The sequence below is a fragment of the Bacteroidia bacterium genome (assembly GCA_023228875.1).
In the GTDB taxonomy this organism is placed as follows: Bacteria; Bacteroidota; Bacteroidia; order NS11-12g; family UBA955; genus JALOAG01.
This window is the reverse complement of the sequence record JALOAG010000003.1, coordinates 1-19,091: the sequence shown is the minus strand read 5'-3', so window position 1 is coordinate 19,091 and position 19,091 is coordinate 1. Positions and strand designations below refer to the sequence as shown.

At 37.0% G+C, this 19,091-nt stretch carries 18 protein-coding genes and 1 tRNA gene; 1 reads left to right on the top strand and 18 read right to left on the bottom strand.

The genetic code is table 11. The annotated features are described in order from the left end of the window. Positions 1-58: 58 nt before the first annotated feature. A tRNA-Met gene (locus M0R38_04460) sits at positions 59-130 on the top strand. Between the two features lie 35 nt (positions 131-165). Here M0R38_04460 and M0R38_04455 read toward each other — a convergent pair. From M0R38_04455 to M0R38_04370, 18 genes are all read right to left on the bottom strand, one after another. Continuing rightward, positions 166-1,383, bottom strand: coding sequence for an MFS transporter (locus M0R38_04455; GenBank protein MCK9481000.1), 1,218 nt, complete (start codon positions 1,381-1,383; stop codon positions 166-168). A gap of 135 nt (positions 1,384-1,518) precedes the next feature. Then, positions 1,519-2,553 carry a radical SAM protein gene (locus tag M0R38_04450; protein ID MCK9480999.1) on the bottom strand — a complete coding sequence of 345 codons (1,035 nt, stop codon included), beginning with the start codon at positions 2,551-2,553 and terminating at the stop codon, positions 1,519-1,521. A gap of 130 nt (positions 2,554-2,683) precedes the next feature. Beyond that, positions 2,684-3,880, bottom strand: coding sequence for a glycosyltransferase family 4 protein (locus M0R38_04445; GenBank protein ID MCK9480998.1), 1,197 nt, complete (start codon positions 3,878-3,880; stop codon positions 2,684-2,686). A 236-nt stretch (positions 3,881-4,116) separates the two neighbouring features. After that, complete coding sequence (locus M0R38_04440) at positions 4,117-4,494, bottom strand: GxxExxY protein (protein ID MCK9480997.1); 378 nt, start codon at positions 4,492-4,494, stop codon at positions 4,117-4,119. 279 nt (positions 4,495-4,773) lie between these two features. Next, positions 4,774-5,751: a hypothetical protein gene (locus tag M0R38_04435; GenBank protein ID MCK9480996.1), complete on the bottom strand. Its 978-nt coding sequence runs from the start codon at positions 5,749-5,751 to the stop codon at positions 4,774-4,776. 123 nt (positions 5,752-5,874) lie between these two features. Further along, entirely contained in the window at positions 5,875-7,122 is a 1,248-nt protein-coding gene (locus M0R38_04430) for a hypothetical protein (GenBank protein MCK9480995.1), read from the bottom strand. 6 nt (positions 7,123-7,128) lie between these two features. Further along, positions 7,129-8,712, bottom strand: a complete 1,584-nt coding sequence (locus M0R38_04425; GenBank protein MCK9480994.1) for a hypothetical protein — start codon at positions 8,710-8,712, stop codon at positions 7,129-7,131. Next, positions 8,691-9,647, bottom strand: a complete 957-nt coding sequence (locus tag M0R38_04420; protein ID MCK9480993.1) for an N-acetylneuraminate synthase family protein — start codon at positions 9,645-9,647, stop codon at positions 8,691-8,693. Before M0R38_04420 ends, M0R38_04425 begins: the two co-directional genes overlap by 22 nt. Next, positions 9,644-10,615, bottom strand: coding sequence for a D-isomer specific 2-hydroxyacid dehydrogenase family protein (locus M0R38_04415; GenBank protein MCK9480992.1), 972 nt, complete (start codon positions 10,613-10,615; stop codon positions 9,644-9,646). The genes M0R38_04420 and M0R38_04415 overlap by 4 nt, the downstream gene beginning before the upstream one ends. After that, the gene (locus M0R38_04410) at positions 10,612-11,304 is read right to left on the bottom strand and encodes an acylneuraminate cytidylyltransferase family protein (GenBank protein MCK9480991.1); all 693 of its coding nucleotides are present in this window, start codon (positions 11,302-11,304) and stop codon (positions 10,612-10,614) included. Before M0R38_04410 ends, M0R38_04415 begins: the two co-directional genes overlap by 4 nt. Then, positions 11,301-13,049, bottom strand: a complete 1,749-nt coding sequence (locus M0R38_04405; protein MCK9480990.1) for a nucleotide sugar dehydrogenase — start codon at positions 13,047-13,049, stop codon at positions 11,301-11,303. Before M0R38_04405 ends, M0R38_04410 begins: the two co-directional genes overlap by 4 nt. After that, positions 13,042-14,082 carry a hypothetical protein gene (locus M0R38_04400; GenBank protein ID MCK9480989.1) on the bottom strand — a complete coding sequence of 347 codons (1,041 nt, stop codon included), beginning with the start codon at positions 14,080-14,082 and terminating at the stop codon, positions 13,042-13,044. The genes M0R38_04405 and M0R38_04400 overlap by 8 nt, the downstream gene beginning before the upstream one ends. A gap of 851 nt (positions 14,083-14,933) precedes the next feature. Continuing rightward, positions 14,934-16,160, bottom strand: a complete 1,227-nt coding sequence (locus M0R38_04395; protein ID MCK9480988.1) for a glycosyltransferase — start codon at positions 16,158-16,160, stop codon at positions 14,934-14,936. 79 nt (positions 16,161-16,239) lie between these two features. Next, complete coding sequence (locus tag M0R38_04390; protein MCK9480987.1) at positions 16,240-16,548, bottom strand: hypothetical protein; 309 nt, start codon at positions 16,546-16,548, stop codon at positions 16,240-16,242. Continuing rightward, the gene (locus tag M0R38_04385; protein ID MCK9480986.1) at positions 16,545-16,916 is read right to left on the bottom strand and encodes a nucleotidyl transferase AbiEii/AbiGii toxin family protein; all 372 of its coding nucleotides are present in this window, start codon (positions 16,914-16,916) and stop codon (positions 16,545-16,547) included. The genes M0R38_04390 and M0R38_04385 overlap by 4 nt, the downstream gene beginning before the upstream one ends. Further along, complete coding sequence (locus M0R38_04380; protein MCK9480985.1) at positions 16,891-17,205, bottom strand: hypothetical protein; 315 nt, start codon at positions 17,203-17,205, stop codon at positions 16,891-16,893. The genes M0R38_04385 and M0R38_04380 overlap by 26 nt, the downstream gene beginning before the upstream one ends. A 60-nt stretch (positions 17,206-17,265) precedes the next feature. Then, positions 17,266-18,447 carry a hypothetical protein gene (locus tag M0R38_04375; GenBank protein ID MCK9480984.1) on the bottom strand — a complete coding sequence of 394 codons (1,182 nt, stop codon included), beginning with the start codon at positions 18,445-18,447 and terminating at the stop codon, positions 17,266-17,268. Between the two features lie 70 nt (positions 18,448-18,517). Further along, complete coding sequence (locus M0R38_04370; protein ID MCK9480983.1) at positions 18,518-18,808, bottom strand: GIY-YIG nuclease family protein; 291 nt, start codon at positions 18,806-18,808, stop codon at positions 18,518-18,520. Positions 18,809-19,091: the final 283 nt, after the last annotated feature.

Sequence of the window (19,091 nt, the reverse complement as noted above, 5' to 3'; positions counted from 1 at the left end):
CAAAACACAAGAAAGTTTTGTAAGTAAGCGAAAAATCAATATCTTTGTGCCCTCAAATCGCGGGGTGGAGCAGTGGTAGCTCGTTGGGCTCATAACCCAAAGGTCGCAGGTTCGAGTCCTGTCCCCGCTACTAACAATCAAAAAAGCTCCAATCTTGGGGCTTTTTTATTTCTTCTTCAAATCCGGCAACCACCAAGTTACCAGACCCATTAACAGCATAAAGGAACAGAGATAATATACAAAGTAGATGTCTTTGTAATCCGCCAGCAAGCCCAGAAGTGCAGACGCAATCCCTCCTACCCCAAATGCAAATCCATAAAACAAGCCTGATACCATGCCGATTTTACCGGGCAACAGTTCTTGTGCATATACAATAATAGCCGGAAATGCAGATGACAGCACCAAGCCTATGACTACACTCAGGGTACATGTCCAAAACAGATTTACATAGGGCAACAACAATGCAAATGGTGCTGCTCCGAGGATAGAAAACCAAATCACATACTTGCGTCCATACCTATCTCCCAAAGGACCTCCGAGATATGTTCCAACAGCTGATGCAAGCAAATAGGCAAAGAGAAATAGCTGTGATTGTTGAATACTCACATGGAATTTTTCAATTAAAAAGAAAGTATAATAACTGCTGATACTTGCTGAATAAATATACTTTGAAAAAATAAGAACCAGAAGAATAGCAATGCTCTGATATACCTTGCGTTTTGTCAAATGAGGGTGGTGTTCTCCCGCATCCACTCTTTTGTTGACACGTATCCTGTCTTCATATTGCTGAGCAGCCCATTTGCCGACATGCAGCAAAACAAAAATTGCAATCAATGCAAGAATACCAAAATATATTGCATGACTTCTGCCATATTCAACAACAATTAACGCTGCAAGCAAGGGGCCGATTGCGGAGCCGGTATTTCCGCCAACCTGAAAAATCGACTGTGCCATACCCCGCCTGCCTCCGGATGCCATATATGCTATCTTGGATGATTCCGGATGGAAAATGGATGAACCTGTACCAATAAGCGCAACAGATAATAATATCAGTCCAAAACTATTCGCATAAGAAATCAAAATCAATCCCAATAATGAGACACACATACCCAATGCAAGTGAATAAGGCTGAGGATGTTTGTCTGTATAGGCTCCAACTAAGGGTTGCAACATACTCGCTGTAAACTGAAAGGTGAAGGTAATAAGCCCGATTTGGGCAAAACTGAGTTGAAAGGAATCTTTCAACAAGGGATAAATGGAAGGAATTAAAGATTGAATGGCATCATTCAACAGATGAGAAAAACTCACACTGAAAATAATTCCGTAAGCTGTGGTTTGTGCAATTTTTTTTGAAATCCTCTTACCTTCCTCAGTTTCACTCATTGCAGGTGCAAAAGTAATTTTATACAATCAAATGGAATATGAATAGTATCAATACCTCAAAATGAAAGACAAAAAAAACCGCCCATTCCGGGCGGTCCTTATCAATAAGTTGTTCAATTAATATTTTTCTACAAATCAGACTTGAGACTTAATCGGCAACTTGTTATTGATAATCTTATGGCAACTTTTCCCGATAGAATAGGTGCAACCCTTGCACGGCAATGGGACATCTTCATAAGTAGGGTCAACAAACATCTTTCTGGCAGATGTGTAATTCTTATTATTCCATACCTCTTCTAACGAATTCTCCAACAAATTGCCAAAACTCTCCTCCGGTCTAAAAGCTAAAGAACAAGGCAAAACAGCACCATTAGGATTTACATAAATACTTGACCAAAGGCTCCGACAATCATATTGACCGGGAATAAAATTCAGGTCATTCCGATTTTGTTCGGCAAGGTCATAGATGTCTGTTAGTTTAGGTACGGCATTAAACACCTCAAATGAATCCAAACCCAGCGACTTTGCCATCCTCCGGGCATCTTCAACTTCGTGTTTGTTATGTTCAAAAACAAGAAATTTCCATGTCAGAATAGGGAAATGACTTTTCAACCTTTTGCGCGTTTCCACCATGATTTTAATATTGTCAATCACATTGTCTATATTTCCCTTTACCCTATATTGACTATATGCCTCTTGGGTGCTTCCATCTATAGACAGGTAGATATGGGTCAAACCTGATTTTACCGACTCTTCCGCCATTGTTTTATCAAATACGTTGAAATTTGAGTGAATCGTACTACCAATTTTTTTTGAGCGTGTATAATCGATAATAGAAAACATCTCTTTGTTCATAAACGGCTCACCCCAATTGTAAAGCGCGATGCTTAATGCATGTTGCTCAAAGTTTTTGAGAATAATTTTATAATTCTCTAAGGTTAAAAACTGAGGCTTTATTCTTTCTTTGTGTAAAATGCCGGTATGGCATCCGGGACATCTTAGATTACATACATTGCCGGGATCTACTGTTATCTTATAAGGCAAGCTTCTCATGTTGATTACATGAGATTTGTACTCACGTTGATTCAATAGATAATTGTTTAACTTGTTTAAACTCCCGTATTTGTAAAAATAGTAAGCGTATTTTTTATATGCTGAAAGTGCTCTCATGCTTGCTCATTGTTTAGAGATTGTGTTGAACCAACCTCAATCCCTTTGAGTTGGCAAAAGTATGAAAAATAAACTAACACCTGTTAGCATAATTCGACTTACTCGCTACAAAAAAAAGAGGCAAACCGAATTATTTGTTTGCCTCTTTTAGAATCATTTCCGCTGCGTGTCTCCATGTAAATCCCTGTATTATCTTCTGCCGAAAATGCTCGCCCAACCGATGACGCAAGTCTATGTCTTTCACCAACTTTGTAATTGCTGTAGCTATTTCATCTACATTATTTTGCACCAAAAGCCCGTCCTCATTGTCCACCATTACATCGCTTACAGGACCATTGTCAGGTGCCACAACCGCCTTACCCATGATTCCATATTCAAAAATCTTAACCGGAGAACCATACCAATTTGAAGCAGGCATAACACAAATATCCATCGTTTGAATCAAAGCCGGAATGTCTTGATGTGGCACTCTATCTGTGAAATGTATTCTATCTCTCAATCCTTTTTCTTCCGCTTGTCTTTTCAATTCGTCAAGCAAACTTCCTCCACCCACTATCAACAAATTGACATCTACATTTTCTTTATTCAGTTTTGCAAAAACATCTATCATTATATCCAAATGGTGATGCGGAAGGATAGAACCTACAAAACCCACCAAGGGTGCTGCATCGCGAAAAGAAACTTGAATCTTTGTAGGGCTTTGAGCTTTAAGCAAAAATGATTTTTCATTTATTCGATTAGGCGAAACCAAAATCTTGGCAGGATTGACTTTATACCTTTTTACCAAAAAATCTTTTAATACAGTTGATACTACAAACACCCTATCGGCAGCACGGTATTTTTTCTTTTCTTTGAAATGTGCCAACCACTGCCAAACATGCCATCCCTCCATAGCACGCATTTCTTCAACAAAGGGAGCATTGACTTCTATAAAATGTTTGATGCCATACTTTTGAGCAACTTTCGTCCCGCTATCCTGCAAGTATTCAGACCTTTCGTACAGCAAATCCGGGCTATGTTCTATCACGGCTTGTTCTAAACGCATTCTTGCTTTAAAGTCATGTTTAGCAAACAAATCAAAGTTTTTAAGGCTTAACCAAACAAATCGTGGGATGATTTTTTTAATTACTCCCTTGATTCCTTTTGGCTCCAATGCTTTGCCGTCTTTAAAAGGCATTTCACTCAAGGTGACTCCACCCAATATCACGGGTATGACTTCTACACCTAAACCCTGTAACGCTATAATAGTTTCGCGTTGGTGTGTGGCATATCCTACTTCGGATACAATGTCGTGTGTCGGGTGGGGAGAATAGAAGAGGATTTTCATGTGACAACGGTTTTCTCACTAAGAACGCAAAAGTAATTAGGGGACAGGCTAAGGGCGCTAAGGCTGCTATTTGTAATAAATTTTCTCACTGTGAGCAATAAGTTTCTCCCTAAGAACGCAAAAGTAATTTGGGGGACACGCTAAGGGCGCTAAGGTATGTTATTGTAAAAGATGTTCTCGCAAAGAGCGTGGAAAGTTTTTAACTTGCTGTTTTCTGCAAGTAAAAAAGAAACACATTACAGATTGTTTACCAGTCGGTGAATTCCGTCTTTCAGATATTTTGAATTGAAATTAATGAGCAACCCGAGTTTGATTCCCGACAATTTAAGATAAGTCAAAGTTTGCGAAAAATGAACCGGTGCTAAGGTTTCTACTGATTTGATTTCAACCAAGACTTTGTTTTCTACCAACAAATCTATTCTATATCCAACTTCTAATTGAACTTCTTTGTAAACAAAAGGCAGTGCAACCTGTTGCGAAACAATTAACCCCGACTCCCTAAGGTCATAAGCCAAAGCATTTTCATAAGCAGATTCCAGCAGACCCGCTCCTGTGGATTTATGCAAATCAATTGCAATCCCAATAATCTTATTTGAAATTTCGTTCTCAGTCATTTTTTTGTATCTCCGCGTTCTTTGCGTGAAACCTCCGCATTCTTTGCGTAAAACCTCCGCGTTCTTTGCGTGAAATCTCCGCGTTCTTTGCGTGAAATCTCCGCATTCTTTGCGTGAAACCTCCGCGTTCTTTGCGTGAAATCTCCACGTTCTTTGCGTGAAACCTCCACGTTCTTTGCGTGAAACCTCCGCGTTCTTTGCGTGAAATCTCCGCATTCTTTGCGTGAAACCTCCGCGTCCTTTGCGTGAAACCTCCGCGTTCTTTGCGTGAAATAAAAGTTACAAAGATGCCTTCAACACATCTTCTCTATAATATGTTTTTTGAGGCACATTGATCACCGTGCGATGATACACATCCTGTATTGGTTCTCCTACAGCTACCATGTCTATAAACTTGTGATAATAGGCAGGTATTCTGTTCTTATTTTCTGCAAAAAACTCTGCATCAAACAAGCCTGCTCTTTGGATAAATGCAAAAATCATTTGAGCGGAATAATCATTCACCGCCTCTCCCTTTTCTGATTTTGTAGGTGCAAAATATTCATTCTCCTCTATTCCTTTGAATCCTTTGCCATTAGGATTAGGATAAAATTGATAGGTTTTTTCTTCTGCAATACCAAAAGTTTGAGTCATTCCGGTTTTATGAATAAACCACCTCAAGGGTTTTTTAATTAACTTAAACAGCGGGTTCTGTCTGAGGTTATCCGTAGCCCTGCGTTTGTCCGGAGACCAAATAATAAGTGTAGAGGAAAGCTCTTGGGGGATAAATACCACATGAGGCTCCCAACTATCCACCATACTTGGATTCCAATCTCTTTGATGAAAATGCTTGGTGATTTTCAAATCTACATCCAGCGTTTTAGAATCTACTTGTGGATTTTTTTCAAATAAGAAGCTCTCATACCCAGAACCAAAAAACGCATTGGTGGTAATGATGTAGTTATTGTGGTGGTGAATACAATGAGCCGCAATATTATTTCTCTTCTCCTTATCCGGTGGAAACAAATGAAGTTTCAGAACAAAGTGCTCTGTCTCATACACATAGAAGAACGGAATATTATAACCCGTCCACTCCATGTTAAGATATCCTTCATCCAAGAAGTTTCTCTTAATCACATCTTTTAAGAATTCCTTATTTGCTCCCATTTCCAATAACAGAGGAGCTACTTTTTTATGAAATTCTCTACGGTCAATATTTTCTTTCTCCAACTGTAGCAAACGGCTGATGTATTCGTATTTTTCTAATAAGTGTTGCATAGTGTTTTTATTTAAAGGCACAAATTTAGAATAATTCTAAATAAGCAAAACATGATTGAAGTCATCGAAGAAAAAGAGAGCACACAAAGCTATAAACAGCGAAAAGGTTTGCCGGGTGCGTAGTTACTTCAACAAAGGAATAATCTGGTCTTGGCAAATATTTTTAACATCATGTTGTGAGAGGTTGTACTCTTGGTTAAACACCAATGCTCCTTTTTTCCAATCTGAGTGAATTTTGAGGAGAGAGTTTTTGATATTTCCTAAATCACAAGCATAACCCAATCTATTCTCTTCAACATAGCAAGCCGTTTCACCTCTTGAGGAAAAGACTGCAATTAGTTTTTGTAGTGCAATGTATTCGTAGAATTTGGTGCTAAATGAATGGTTCAAATCATCTGTTAAGAAGAGCATAGCTAAGTTACCTTTTGCAATCTCCATATAAGCACTTTCAAGAGAAACCCGATTATGAAAAACAATAGACACAATCTCGCCTGCAATCTCTTTAAATTGCATTGGCATATCTCCAAAGAAATGAAACTCCAACTTATTAAACACATCTTCATTTTCTTCTCTAATCTCTCTCAATGATTCACAAAAATTTTCAAACACATGAAGCGATTTATGATAAAACGTACCTGCAAAAACAAATCTTAATTTCTCATTCTGACTTTTACATCCTTCTAAAGACTCAAAATCTGAATAGTCAAAACCATTCTTTACCGTTAAACATTTTTTCTCAGTACCAAAAGATTTATAATAATCAGTCATCGCATCAGAAACTGTCAAAATATAATCTGATTTATTTGCCACGACTCTTTCTCTTACTTTTTCAACTTCTAGTCTTTTTGAACTAATCGTAGTAAATCCAAACGAAGTTTTATTATTAGTCCAGGGATCTCTAAAATCAACTATCAAATTAATATTCGGATATTTCTCCTTCAGTTCTGCCACATAATAAGCCGTAGCAAAAGGAGCACAAGAAACAATAATATTATTATAGCCTTGTTTTATTTTTCCCTCAGTTGCTTTTAGTAGGTTTTTACGCCAAAACACAGAATGGTCATAATAATTCCCCTTGGTAAATAACTTGACATATAGCAATGCTAACTTGTAGCAAACCTTCTCTATGAATGTTTTGGGAACTCGAGTTAATACAAGAGGATAATTCGTTTTTATATACTCTATTTTCTCTCTATAAGATTCAATATCTGAAGCCCATGAGGAAACACTCCCTTGTTTCTTCTTTGCCGCAATAACGCTGACATCTACCCCCGATTCTGCAAGATACTTTGCAAACTTAGCCCAACGCCTGCCACCAATACCAGGATAAGGAGGAAAAGTAAAACAGATTATGAGAACTTTTTTAGTCACTCTTCTTTAAATTCCTTCACTTACCCACTCTACAATCGTTTTCGCTACGGATGCTATATGATGTGGTCTGTCTTGCAATTTGACATTCAAAATCTTAGTTATAGTATCTTCTAAATAATTCGTATCTTTCAGATGCACAATCTCTTCCCCATCCACCGCATAAATCAAACTCTCGTCTCTTTTTTCAACCGTAATACAAGGAACACCAAACCATTTGCTTTCTAATGCTACGGTAGAACCAAAACAAATACTCACATCACTTATACTCAATTGATCATATAAAGTAGCCTTTGAATTTTCTTGATTATAAGATACCCACTTTACATTTTCAAGGTGCTTAGGTGGCAAAAAACTGTCATCTGATATTTCGGAAGGATGTGGACGAACAAGAAGAAAAATAGCAGGGTCTTGTTTTGCCACCTCGTAGAGCATCCTAAATGTATCTATTTTCTCCTCTCTCTTTCCTCTGACCGAAAAAACAGATATAACCTTCTTATCTTTCAGATATTCTTTGTCCAAGCCTAAGCTATCTTGATAAGAATGGGTAGCCACAGTATCTTCCATTAAATGTCCAGATACAATAAGCTTGTTAGCAGGTAGTTTATTTCTTTCAACAAGTAGTCTCTTCATCTTCTCATCCCATACAAACCATTTATCAAAATTAATATGAGCATCTTGCACCTCGCCTGACTTGGTACCATTCATTGTATTAAAAGATGTAACTCCGTGTTTGCTCATAACCTCGCCCAATACCGCCCCCATAATACCGTTCTCCCCCTCATTCATTAAAAAAGTTTTAATCCCTGTTTCGGCTATCTGCTCGGCTATGCTCACCCATTTTTGCACTTCTCTCCAATGGATGATTATTTGATTTAATACATACCAGTCTTTGTCTTTTAATGCAAAAAGAGAAATTATCGGCAATTGCGATATTTTGCTTCCGCCTGATAACAATACACAATTTGATTCTTCAACTCCCATGCTCATCAATCTTTCTTTAATAGAAGCATCTAAAGCATACATTACAAACCTCTTATCATCTTTCACTTTCTCAACTATATGCTGATACAAAGTAAGCTGAAATGCATGTTTGATAAAGATACCATGACACCCTATAAATTTGCCTTTGTTTGGGTTGGAAGATTGTTTCTCTCCTTTAGCACAGACTTGTTTTATGTATTTAACAAAAACTTTTAGTCTGTTATAAGGGTGCAGTGGCTCTATGTACAGAACTTCCTCTTTATCATAAAACTGTTGCTTTGTATAGTGTAAGTATCCGGTTCTAAAATTTGCCCAATACATTGCTTTTTGAAAAGCTAAGATTAAGTCGTATTGTCTCCATTGAAAGAACTGCGGAAACTTCTCTTTGAAAGATTGTAGCAGTTTGTCGTTTTGCTCCCAAGAATACCATGTGCTTGGAACTCTTTGTGTGGTGCAATTAAATGATGATACGGACGTCTCTCTCTCTATTGGAAAATCTATTTCATTAAAAAGAAAGGTTGTTACTTTTCTTTTTATGAGTTTCTCATATTCTAATTTCGTTAATAAGCGTGTAGCAAAAAGCACTTCTAAAATAATTCGTCTTCCCAATTATAAATATGTCTTCCTTCAACTAAAGAAGCAAAACGCCCTCTATAGTAATCTCTATTTAGCTTCTCAGCGTGCGACAAATCACGACTTATACTACCTAACGTTTTCTCCCAATCAGGATATTCTCTTCTGATTATTTCCATTTGTTCGATTCGGGATTTATCGGCAAATTCTCTTAATTCTTTTAACTGATGGGGCTTTATGGAAACCGGACCATCACGAGTTTCATCTTTCTCTAATACGGTATAATGTCTTTCTATACTGTTAGCTCCCAAAGCTAATGCTATTTTACTTGCCCAAAGACCTGTTGTCTCAACATGCGAATGATCCGAATATCCAACTGACACTGAGAATCTTCTTAGGAAATTCATTCTCCTAAGATTAAGCTCTTCCATTGGAGTAGGATAAATAGTTATACAATGTAACAAATGTAAATCTACTCCTTTTAATACTTCTGCTGCTTTTTCAATTTCACTATCATAAGTCGCTCCTGTTGAAACAAACACCTTTTTCCAATATTGTTTTACTTCATTTAACAATGGATAAGAAGCACAATCATAAGAAGCAATCTTTATGGCTTCATACCCTAAGTCTTTTATTTCTCGTGCTCCAGTTCTAGTAAAAGCTGTTGTCATTGGGGCAATACCTGCTCTCCAACATTCTTCTACAAACCAAGCTTCATCATCAAGACTTAAATCCAATTTCTGCAATCGTTCCAACTCAGGTTTATAAGGTCGCTTTATTACTTTAACAGCCCCATCGGCATCAACCTCTCCCTCGTCAAATCGCAAGCGATGTGTTAATTCCTTAGACCGTATTGCCTGAATTTTCACATAGTCCGCTCCATTTTCCGCAGCTGTATGAATCTGCTCTTTTAAAATCTCTTTGTCGCCATTATGATTTTGACAACATTCTGCTATAAGTATAGGTTTCATTTTTCTATTTTTTCAATAAATTTTCGGGTTATAAATTCTCTTGTTTTTTCTATGGATACTTTCCCATACCCTCCAATGTGCGGAGTTATCAGGAGGTTATCTTCAAGACTCGCATATTCAATTAAAGGATGATTTTTAGGAACATGTAATTTCCACGATGAATCATCTCTTAACACATCCAATGCCGCACCTTTTATCTTCTTTGTTTTTAATGCTTTCAATAACGCTTCTTCATCCACCATCTCACCTCGGGAAGTATTTATAAAATATGCAGTTTGTTTCATGATAGAAAAAGACTCCTCATTGATTAAATTTTCATTCTCCTTACTATAAGAAGCCATAAGCAAGATATAATCTGATTTTGCTAATAAAGCAGACAAATCTACGACTTCAACTCCCTTGGCAATTGCATTATTTAGAGACTCTTCAGAAATATCAGTTATCATTGTTTTCATAGAAAATGCTTTAGCATACTCGCTAATGATATTCTCCAAACGTCCAAAACCTATTATTCCTAAAGTCTTTGTATTTAACTCATCACATAACAGTACAGCCCTGTCCCAGCTTCCTTGCTTAACACTCAGAGTCGCTTTAGATATATTTCTTATTAAACTCAACAACAATGCCCATGTGTGCTCTGCCGTGCTTTGCACACTGCGGAGAATATCTACTTCTCCCTTCAAACTGATTATCTTTATATTTCTGTAATTTAGATAATCCAGATCCAGATGATTAAGTCCAGTAGTGGGTGTTATTATTGCTTTTAATGCCAACTGAGATTGTAAGTTCTCTTTGCCCAGATAATAGCCTATAGTCGTAAAAATATAATCAAAAGATTTTTCAGAAAGCAATGTATCAAGTTCCGTTTGGCTGGAAATATTTACACTTACTAAATTACCCAAAACTTGCAATTTTTGGAGAGCAGAACTCGGATAATTATATGCTTCAAGATGTAAAATTTGCTTCATATTTTATTACTAACTTTCAACAATTCTGCATATTCAAAATCAAAAGCGGTATCGATGTTTACAGACCTATTACGAGGCATTATCAATGCGGAACAAGAATTGCCTTTGTATGTCCCACTTAGCAATACATCTTTTTTTGTCAAATAAATTGCTCCATTTCTGATATACATAGGTTCTAATTCCTGTCTATTTTGGTTTTCCTTTTGTTCGCAAAATGGAGGGTCTATCAATAAACCATTTTTCAAATACTTCATCCTTGCAGGATGAGTTCCTTCTACATCAACAACACTTATTACACTATCTGTATTATTCTTCTTTAATAATTCAATAGCATCATTAATATCTGTTTTTGTTCTAAATGGTGTAGTTGGTTGTAATAACATTAGGGCATCAAAAACATCCCCTGTTATTTTCTCTATTTCATTCAAAGCGTGGATTGCAACAGGCATAGACGAAGCAGAATCAGAAGCAAGACTATCTGGTCTTAGAAATGGCACTTCTGCTCCTGCATTTTTTGCTACTTCAGCTATTTCCTTACTGTCTGTACTTACAATTACTCTGTCTAAATTCGATTGCAAGGCTGCCATTATTGTATATTCAATCAAAGGCTTGCCATCCAATAATTTGATGTTTTTCAGAGGAACGCCTTTTGACCCTCCTCTTGCTGGTATAACTCCCAATATTTTCATTTTCTGATACTGCTTTCTCTATAACTCAACCCTATATACGTTGCAGGTCGGGTTGACAACACTTCTGCTTTTCTAATGATATTCCACCCGTCATACACAATTGGATTTTCATTTAACTTTCTTGTCATTTCAAAAGTATTAATACTTTCAAAAGCCTTATGATTGTTTAAAAACATAACGACATCCGCCCCTTCTAATCCCTCCTCGAATGTCCTTGAAATAATACCATAGGACTCTATTTCGGAAACCAATGCCACCGGGTCAAACCCTCTTATTTCCTTTACTTTCCCTTTTAACATTTCGGCTATTTCAATAGAAGAAGAACTTCTAATATCCCCTGTTTCTGGATTTCCCTTAAATGCCAATCCACAAATAAACACAACTGAATTTTCGGGATTTTTTCCTATTAAATTCAATTCTTTTAAAACCTGATTTGCCACATGTTCGTGCATAGACTCATTGATTAGACGTCCATTGACAAATAAAGATTCATCAAAATCAAACTTTTGAGCAACTGATGCAAAAATAAAAGGATCTTTTGTTAAACAAGGTCCACCAACTCCAGGGCTTGGGAGGGGAACAGGATTCCTTGTATAATCTTTATTAGCGGCATTAATAACATCCACCACATTGATATTGAACTTATGAGCAATTTTTGCCATTTGATTTGAATAAGCAAAAACATAATCCCTAAAAGAGTTATTAATCAATTTTGCCATTTCTGCAACTTCTAATGAATCCACTCTCACTAGAGAAGGGGTTAAATCTCTGAAGATAGCGGCAGTCGCTTCTTGTGAATCCAAATTGTAGCCCCCAATTATTTGCGGAAGACTTCGCAATTCTTTTAGAGCCTTGCCTTCAGCTGTGCGCTCGGGTGCAAAAGCCAAGTGAAAATCAATTCCACATTTGAGACCGCTTATTTCCTCTAATTTGGGTAGAACAAAATTCCTACAAGTGCCAATTGGAACGGTGGAGCGTAATATCACCAAATTACCCGTTCTCAGTTTTTGCCCTATCTTCTCACATGCATCTTCTAGATAGCGCATTTCTAAAGTTTTTCCTTTACCTTCAGATTCTATAACGGGGGTTCCTACTGAAATAATAAAAACATCTCCATTTTCAGGCAATTCTGAAACAGGTCTGAAATTTTTGCCAATATTTTCCTTGAGCAAATCTTCTAATCCAAGCTCATGTATATAGGAACTGCCACTATTTAACTGCTTAACTTTATCTTTATCTAACTCAACTCCCGTAACCATAAATCCCGCATCTGCCATAACTAATGCCATTGTCAACCCTACATAACCTAATCCTACAACCACTAAATGGCGATGGCTGGCAACTTTCTGTTCCCAAAGTTGATGATAATCTAGTACACGAGTGGGTCTTTTCTCTTCATCTACCAATACAATTTTTCCTAAGTAACGTTTGCTTTGGCGATTTCTCTTCTCTAATTCAGCAGGAATTTTTTCTAAGATTTCAGAAATAGAAAGATAATCGCGAAAACAGATAGGGTCGTTTTGCATGATATGTTTAATAGGAGTCTTCATATCATTATACTTTAGCAACCCTCTTCTTATATCTCCTTCTGTAACTGTTCCTACTAATACATTATCTTCGGACACAACCAATGCAATTCCGGCAGGCAATCCGTCTTTACTCGCTTGTTCAAATATCTCATACATCTGAAACAGTGTTGCATCCTTATTGCAAAACAATGTTGATATTTTATGTCTATTATTCATTTTTCTCTTTAAGCTTCTTTAATATATACTGAGCTACAATCTCTGCTCCTCCTGATTTTTCTTTAAGAATAAGACTCTGCATTATCTCTAAGTCTGAACTCTCAAACTTTTTTATTATATCATCCACAAGTAAGGTATTTTTAATTGCTTTACCCCACCCTAATCCTTCTACTGTTTTAGCATTGTGAACCAACTCCTTATTGTTTCCATCAAACAAAGTAAACACAGGGATTCCGTATTTTACACAATCATCTAATATACCTATGCCCGGGCGGCAAAACACTGCTTTTATTTTAATAAAATCTTCATGTAAATAAGAGAATTTACTCATTTCTCCTTTTGAGTACTTATAAATCCCATTATCCACTACCACTCTCTCTCCTTTACTTTTTAGTTTCATTGCTAATTCATAATACTTGGAAATATCTTGTTCAGTTCCACCAACTGTAATCAAAATTAATTCTCTACTCTTTATTGGATTCTGCCTTTCCTGGCTAACATCGCCAAACCAAGGCAACCCCATAAATCTTGGACTTTTCTTTGTTTCCTCCATTGCAATTGATTCTACTCCCATGACTATCGGATTATATTTTGACAACAATTGTTTTTCAATAGTTCTGAATGAATATTTGTCAGAATCATCTATCACATTAGACCAAAAAAAAGACCCCATAATCATTGCATTTTCAAAAATGTTCAATAGCAATACGTCATTATCCAACACAATCAAACCTTTAATTAAATCTTTCACCTTTCTCACTTTCTCCAACCAAATTTTAATCTTTTGTTCGTCCAAACCTACTAGATACTCAGGAGATTCATCCATCAACTCAAACTCAAATGCAACATTTTCTTTATTAAGTAAATGTTGAGTAGTATCCCAATTTTTAGTTCTCTCAAAATTCCTTCGATTACAATGAATTATACTTTTAATTTCTTTATTAAAAGTGCTAATCTTCTCAACTATTGACATCACTCTTTTTTGATGTCCAAAACCATTACGGCAAACAAAAAAATGAATAGTCTCTTTCAAACTTTAAATTAAAATACAGTCAATTATCTAATGTCATGGTTCGATAAGTCATAAATAAATTTATGACACTCACCATGACAGGAGCGTTTGTCGTCCTGAGTGATTTTGCGCTTTGGCAAAATTGTATCGAAGGGCGACAATTCAAACAAGGTGTCATGGTTCGATACGCCCTTTGGGACTACTCACCATGACAGGAGCGTTTGTCGTCCTGAGTGATTTTGCGCTTTGGCAAAATTGTATCGAAGGGCGATAATTCAAATGAGGTGTCATGGTTCGATACGCCCTTTGGGACTACTCTCCATGACACGTTGCGGAAAACTTTTAAAATTCCAACTCCTTTTGTCACCCAGAGTAGCGAGAACTTGTTCGAGCGTATCGAAGGGCGACAAAAGGTGAAGGGCGTGTTCCCGCGTCATGGTTCGATATGTTCCGCTTATGGCAGAACACTCACTATGACAGGAGCGTTTGTCGTCCTGAGTGATTTTGCGCTTTGGCAAAATTGTATCGAAGGGCGATAATTCAAACAAGGTGTCATGGTTCGATACGCCCTTCGGAACACTCACCATGACATGTTACGGATATCTTTTAAAACTCCAACTCCTTTTGTCATACTGAGTAGCGAGAACTTGTTCGAGCGTATCGAAGGGCGGCAAAAGATGAGGAGCCGTGTTCCCTCGTCATGGTTCGATACGTTCCGCTTATGGCAGAACACTCACTATGACAGGAGCGTTTGTCGTCCTGAGTGATTTTGCGCTTTGGCAAAATTGTATCGAAGGGCGACAATTCAAATTAGGTGTCATGGTTCGATACGCCCTTTGGGACTACTCACCATGACATGTTACGGAAAACTTTTAAAATTCCAACTCTTCAAACAACTTTTCATAATTCTTCTCCGCATCAAAATTCTCTTCCCAGAATTTTCTCACTCCCTTTCTGTATTCCTCTGTATTCTTTGCTGAATCTTTAAAATTGGTAATAATTCTTGCAACCTCTTTCATTTCTGTTTCCAAAGGAATAAGTATGCCTGTTTGTTCATTCACTATTTCTTTACATCCTCCCACATCCGTAGAAAGAACCGGAATTCCAAAGCTTGCAGCTTCCATCATGCTGATGGGAAGTCCTTCATTTTGAGACAAACTAACAAACAAGTTTATAGGAGTTACGGAATAAAACTCAAAAATTCTCTCATTTTCCATTTGCCCCAAAGGGATATAGGTAATATTCCCCTTCGTTTTAAGTTCTTCTTTAGCTTTGATATATTTAGGAATGGTGGTGTCATTTTTCGCTTCTAAATTCTCGTCTCCAATATGATACCATATCAAAGGAAAATCTATATGCTGTAACATTTCAGCAACTTTATGAATACGTTTAATATTGCGTATTCTTGCGCAAGTAACCATCACAAATTCTCCCTCCATCTTTGCTCGTGAAAGACTTTCATGAAAAGAACTTCCTAAGAAAATAGTCTTAATTTTTCTTTTATAACGCGAATATTTTTTCTGCAAATAGAATGTTCCGGCACCAGATACAGAATAAACTCCATCAAGATACCCCATTTGAAAATGTCTAAAAAGTATGTTGCCACTTAATGAACTCCTTTCTTCATACAAATCCCCACCATGTGCTCTTGTTATGGCAGTTTTGATTTTCCCTTTTTTCTTTAGCCAAGCAAGGTAGATGCAGTCGTAGAACCAGAAACTGTAAAAAGTTGAAAGTTGAAAGTTGAAAGTTGGGGGGTGTTTGCTAAGTATCTGAACTATTTGCTCTGCCTTAAATATGTTGGAAGCCAAAACCGCAACGGATTTTTTGAATGGCAGAAATCTCTGTAGTGCAATACATTCACTTAGGTAAATAGTGAGAATTGAAAAGAAATTACTGAACAGTATTCTGAAAGGCTTAAACTGTGTCCAGTCAATAAAATTTTCAAAAACCACCACGTTTTCAGGCAAGGCTTCTTTGCCCTGTAATCTGTCAATGGAGAACAAATATACTGTTTCGTATTTCTCCGCAACCCTACGAATGTCGTTTATGACAAAGGGAGTACGGACTTCGTCAACAAAGTAAAAGAAACTACTCATTGAATTCTAAAGCTTTCTACCTCTGCTAACAATTGCTTCATCTTCACCCCACAATCCAGATATTCCTCCGCATGCTTTCTCATCTTTCTGTTCCACAGAGGCTGTTGTCTGCGCCCATAAGAATGTCTTTTGCAATAGTTTTGAAACTGTTTTTATATAGCTTTGTATTAAATTCTTCAATCCAATTAACACTTTCAAGCCGAACTGCGTCAAACTGATTTAGTATATCTGCCGCTGAAACTTCATTAATCCATGTATCTTTCTCTTTTGCTGCATCAAATAACTCAATCCAGTTAAAGGGATAATGAAAGGACAAAAAAAGTATATTTGAAAAATCCTTTGGTGCGTTACGCGATAACGCTGTCAGTTTGTTGGACAGAATATTCAAGGGTTATCTGTTTTATATTTTCCATGGTACACGAAATCTCCAAAATGAAAACTAACATCGTTTATAAATTCAACTTTTAATTCTGTTTTGCCTTCGGAAATATAAATCCGTGCAAAGTCCGTATCAGAAATGGATATTCGTGTCGCAAATATTTTCTTTGCCCTTTCAACAATGTTATTTACATATTCTGTGAATTTTTCATCGCAGTTTACAAAAAAATCCAAATCATCGGAATAGCGGTGGTGCAGATAAAACCTGCTCAATGCAGTTCCGCCCGTCAGGTAAAACGGGGTATTGCAATCTGCAACCAGAGCAAGCATTTTATCCTGCAAAGGATAAAGATTATGTTCGTAGTATTGTCTTTGCATTTAAAAGTTTTTGCCTGTACGATGCAGGAAATATCGCTTTGATAACTTCATCTCTTAAAAAAGTTCGCACAGTTTCATATCCAAACCACTTTATGAGATTATGCCACTGATAGCCGTTGAGCAATTTAGCCTGAAGCTGTGCTGTGTCAATCCCTCTGCCTTCCATTTCTCCTTTAAAGATAGCCAACAGGTCATCGGGGGATATGTTATAATCCCACACCACCCGCTTTAAGATGATTTTTAATTCATCGTCCGACAAGGGTTTTTGAATGGGTATTTTTTTTGACATATTTATTGCAGAGGCACAAAGCTACATAAATCAGATTGAGATTAAGGCTATATTCTTTCTTTACTTTGCCATTCTCTTTATCCCTTCCAACAATCGCTTCATCTTCACCTCATAATCCAAATACTTCTCTGCATATTTTCTCATCTTTTGCGGATGTTCGGGGTCGGAGAGAACTTTTTTGGCAAAATCCACTACTTGCTGCATATCAATAAGGCTATCGTCATTGGGAAACTGCAAGGCAAAAGAGTTTGTTTCTTCGTTTAGGTCAGGGTCAGTATAAGCGTAGATAAAGGGAAGCCCTCTTGCAATGTATTCCCTTGTTTTTAGTACTGCTGCTTCCTGCAAGTCCTTATTGTAAAGTGCAAGTGTTGAAACACCAATATGAACCTCATTAAACAATGCATCCAGTTGTCCCTTGTTTAGATACCCTTTGTGCTCAATATAGTCTCTTTCGGGTATCTCTCCCTCAATTAAATGTCCGCAAACAATAAGTTTTATCTTGTTTGAGGGGTTTCTGTCTATTGAGGATATTAATCTCTCAAAACCATTCCATTCCGATATAGAGGAAGTTCCCTTTAGAAACAAAATCTTCAACGGTTCTGAAAACAGAGCTATTTTGCGTAGCTTATAGTCATTTACGCCTATTCCGTTGGAACATACTAAGACATTTTTAGAACCTTTCGTTTGTTGATATAGGGCAATTTCATTAGTTACGGTAACTATTGCTTTTATTTTCTTTGCAAATAATATTCCCCATTTTCTTTCATCATATATTGGTTTCCAATAATAGAGATAACGACTTAACAATTTGGATGGGCGCACTCCGAAAGGATGTTGATTTTCAAAGCTTCTTATTTCATCAATCTCTTTTGACTGATGTTCAGAAACTATTTTGCTACCGTATTGCCTGCTTATTTGATATAATTTTTTGCTTGCCCCTGCGTATCGAATGTAAAAGACATCTGTTTCTGAAAATCTGCTGCTAATAAATTCTTCTAATCGCTTATCTACATTTCTGCGCTGACCTATCTTTCTAAAATATTTCCATTCACATTTCTCCACAGGTATCAAATCCACCTGTTCGTTAAGTGGAGTTATTTCCATTACCTCTGTGCTAAAAAATGCTCCTCTACATTCTGCACCTGCTTTGTTCAGATATTTTATTTGGTTCAGCACTTTGGTCTGTACAGAAGAGCCTTTTAGAGAGGGAGAGGTGAAAAGGTAGAGGATTTTTAGAGACATGGTTTTAGGGGAAATTTGTCATGCTGAGTAACCGAACAAAGTGAGATTGTATCGAAGCATGATAAATTTTCTATTCAAACTTCTTTTTACTTAACTTTATCAAATCATTCCATTCGCTGTTTATCAATGCTTCCTTCTTTGCTCTTGACCATTTCTTGATTTGCTTTTCTCTTGCAATAGCTTGATTTACATCAATAAACATCTCGCAGCTAACTAATTTTACCGGTCTTCTTTTATAGGTGTAACAAGTTTCATTTAACCCTTCTTCATGCTCTTGCAGCCTTCGGTCAATATTGTTTGTAATACCTGTGTAATAGGAACCGTCAGAACATTTGAGAATGTAGGTGTAGTATTGATTCATGGTTTTTAACAAAGCGTCATGGTTCGATACGCCCTTTGGGAACACTCACCATGACAGGAGCGTTTGTCGTCCTGAGTGATTTTGCGCTTTGGCAAAATCGTATCGAAGGGCGATAATTCAAATGAGGTGTCATGGTTCGATACGCCCTTTGGGACTACTCACCATGACATGTTACGGATATCTTTTAAAACTCCAACTCCTTTTGTCATACTGAGTAGCGAGAACTTGTTCGAGCGTATCGAAGGGCGGCAAAAGATGAGGAGCCGTGTTCCCTCGTCATGGT

What these genes read in the sequence shown, in the direction of transcription:
- M0R38_04455 (MCK9481000.1), bottom strand. Translation starts at nt 1,383, where the DNA reads ATGAGTGAAACTGAGGAAGGTAAGAGGATTTCAAAAAAAATTGCACAA.
- M0R38_04405 (MCK9480990.1), bottom strand. Translation starts at nt 13,049, where the DNA reads ATGAATAATAGACATAAAATATCAACATTGTTTTGCAATAAGGATGCA.
- M0R38_04450 (MCK9480999.1), bottom strand. Translation starts at nt 2,553, where the DNA reads ATGAGAGCACTTTCAGCATATAAAAAATACGCTTACTATTTTTACAAA.
- M0R38_04445 (MCK9480998.1), bottom strand. Translation starts at nt 3,880, where the DNA reads ATGAAAATCCTCTTCTATTCTCCCCACCCGACACACGACATTGTATCC.
- M0R38_04380 (MCK9480985.1), bottom strand. Translation starts at nt 17,205, where the DNA reads ATGTCAAAAAAAATACCCATTCAAAAACCCTTGTCGGACGATGAATTA.
- M0R38_04415 (MCK9480992.1), bottom strand. Translation starts at nt 10,615, where the DNA reads ATGAAGCAAATTTTACATCTTGAAGCATATAATTATCCGAGTTCTGCT.
- M0R38_04420 (MCK9480993.1), bottom strand. Translation starts at nt 9,647, where the DNA reads ATGAAACCTATACTTATAGCAGAATGTTGTCAAAATCATAATGGCGAC.
- M0R38_04375 (MCK9480984.1), bottom strand. Translation starts at nt 18,447, where the DNA reads ATGTCTCTAAAAATCCTCTACCTTTTCACCTCTCCCTCTCTAAAAGGC.
- M0R38_04385 (MCK9480986.1), bottom strand. Translation starts at nt 16,916, where the DNA reads ATGCAAAGACAATACTACGAACATAATCTTTATCCTTTGCAGGATAAA.
- M0R38_04395 (MCK9480988.1), bottom strand. Translation starts at nt 16,160, where the DNA reads ATGAGTAGTTTCTTTTACTTTGTTGACGAAGTCCGTACTCCCTTTGTC.
- M0R38_04370 (MCK9480983.1), bottom strand. Translation starts at nt 18,808, where the DNA reads ATGAATCAATACTACACCTACATTCTCAAATGTTCTGACGGTTCCTAT.
- M0R38_04410 (MCK9480991.1), bottom strand. Translation starts at nt 11,304, where the DNA reads ATGAAAATATTGGGAGTTATACCAGCAAGAGGAGGGTCAAAAGGCGTT.
- M0R38_04440 (MCK9480997.1), bottom strand. Translation starts at nt 4,494, where the DNA reads ATGACTGAGAACGAAATTTCAAATAAGATTATTGGGATTGCAATTGAT.
- M0R38_04435 (MCK9480996.1), bottom strand. Translation starts at nt 5,751, where the DNA reads ATGCAACACTTATTAGAAAAATACGAATACATCAGCCGTTTGCTACAG.